Origin of the sequence: Piscicoccus intestinalis NBRC 104926 (assembly GCF_001515525.1) — a bacterium.
Lineage (GTDB): Bacteria > Actinomycetota > Actinomycetes > Actinomycetales > Dermatophilaceae > Kineosphaera > Kineosphaera intestinalis.
The window spans coordinates 1-1,829 of record NZ_BCNQ01000278.1; the positions used below are offsets into that span (position 1 = coordinate 1).

The window sequence follows — 1,829 nt, forward strand, 5'->3', positions numbered from 1 at the left end:
GTCGCGCTCGCGGGCTGGGCCGCCGCCGCCGTCACCGTGGGGCACGCGGTGCGCCGCCTCGGCGGCATCAACGGCGACGTGCTGGGGGCCGCCATCGAGATCAGCCTCGCCGCCGCCCTCGCCGCCGCGGCGCTGTGCGGGTGACCTACCCCGAGACGTCGGTCTGCACGAACGGCGGGCGGGTCACCTCGGCCTCCAACTGACGGCCGCGCACGTCGATGGTGACGGCCGTGCCCGGCGGGTTGCCGCGGTCGAGCAGCGCCAACCCGATGCCCTGCCGCAGCGTCGGCGACATCGTGCCCGACGTGACGACCCCGATCTCCTGCCCCTGCGCGTCGAGCACCCGGCAGTCCTTGCGCGGGATGCCCCGGCCGGTCACGAGCAGCCCGGTCGAGAGCCGGCATGACTTCTCAGCCCGCTGCGCCGTCAGCACGTCCTTGCCCCAGAACTCCGGCTTGTCCCAACCCACGGCCCAGCCGGCCTTGGCCATGTTCGGGGTGATGTCCATGCTCAGCTCGTTGCCGTGCAGGGCGTACCCCATCTCCGTGCGCAGCGTGTCGCGGGCGCCGAGCCCGCAGGGCAGGCCGTCGTAGGGCGCCATGGCCGCGACGAGTTCGTCCCACACCCCCGGCGCGGCGTCGGCCGGCACGACGAGCTCGTAGCCCTTCTCGCCGGTGTACCCGGTGCGGCACACGATGACGGGCACCCCGTCGCGGTCGACCCGCTCGAACGACATGTACTCCAGGTCGGTCGGCAGCCCGAGCGCCTGCACGACCTGCGCGCTGCGCGGCCCCTGCACCGCGATGATCCCCCAGTCCCGGTGGTCGTCGACCACCTCGACGCCCTGCGGCACCTGGGCCTGCAGCCGCCGCACGACTTCGGCCGTGTTCGCCGCGTTCGGGATGAGAAAGACGTCGTCGTCCGAGATGAGGTACTGGATGAGGTCGTCGACGACGCCGCCGGACTCCTCGTCACAGCACATCGTGTACTGCGCCTGCCCCGGCGCGATCTTGCCCAGGTCGTTGGTGAAGCAGGCGTTGACGAAGTCGGCCGCCCCCGGGCCGCTCACGCGCGCGTTGCCGAGGTGGCTCACGTCGAAGATCCCGACGCGCTCACGGACGGCGGCGTGCTCACGAAGCACCCCGCCGCCGGGGTATTCGATGGGCATCTGCCAGCCGCCGAAGTCCGCGAGCTTGGCGCCGAGGGCGACGTGGCGATCGTGCAACGGTGAGGTCAGGCTCATGTCGGAACGGTAGCCGGAGCCGGGCCGGCCCGCCCGGTCCCTGGCCGATCCGCCTCGCGGACGGTCCCGAATTAACCCGGATCGAATCGGACACACTCGCCCGGCCTGGCGGGGGCGACCGGGCAGTTATCCTCGCAAGCGGCAATTCGCGACCACCATCTCGATCCATTCGAAGTGCATCGAGTCTCATCGAACCGTTGACGAATCGAGGACGTGCCGTGCCCGAGATCGCTCTGTCCACCCGGCCCGCGGATCAGGAGACCGACGCCCTGGCCCTCTTCGTCGCCGCCGGCGACGACGGACCGGTGCTCCTCGACGGCGGCGGGCTGCCGGAGGCGGCCCGCACCCACCTGCTCCACGCCATGCGGCAGCTGCGGGCCAAGGGCAAGGCCGACGAAGTCGCCCGGTTCGCCGCGGTGCCCGGGCTGGCCGCGGCGGTCGTCATCACCACCGGAGTCGGGTCCCTCCCCTCCGGCGGCGACGGGCCGGACGAGGTCGACGACCGGCCGGCCGACGACGCGGGGCTCGACGGGGGCGCCGGGCTCGACGAGGACGCCGGGCCCGACGAGGGCGCCGGGCAGAGCAA

At 72.9% G+C, this 1,829-nt stretch carries 2 protein-coding genes and 1 pseudogene; 2 read left to right on the forward strand and 1 reads right to left on the reverse strand.

What is annotated here, in order from left to right; all coding sequences use genetic code 11:
• The coding region (locus tag PINTE_RS22340; RefSeq protein WP_174524042.1) for an adenosylcobinamide-GDP ribazoletransferase at positions 1 to 144 on the forward strand (144 nt) is incomplete at its 5' end.
• Between the two features lies 1 nt (position 145).
• Here the strand turns inward: PINTE_RS22340 and gcvT are convergent.
• Positions 146 to 1,243 carry a glycine cleavage system aminomethyltransferase GcvT gene (gene gcvT / locus PINTE_RS21175; protein WP_068434563.1) on the reverse strand — a complete coding sequence of 366 codons (1,098 nt, stop codon included), beginning with the start codon at positions 1,241 to 1,243 and terminating at the stop codon, positions 146 to 148.
• A gap of 218 nt (positions 1,244 to 1,461) precedes the next feature.
• On the opposite strand from gcvT, the pseudogene PINTE_RS21180 reads away from it, so the two are divergent.
• Positions 1,462 to 1,829: pseudogene (locus tag PINTE_RS21180) on the forward strand (hypothetical protein); the annotation flags it as partial.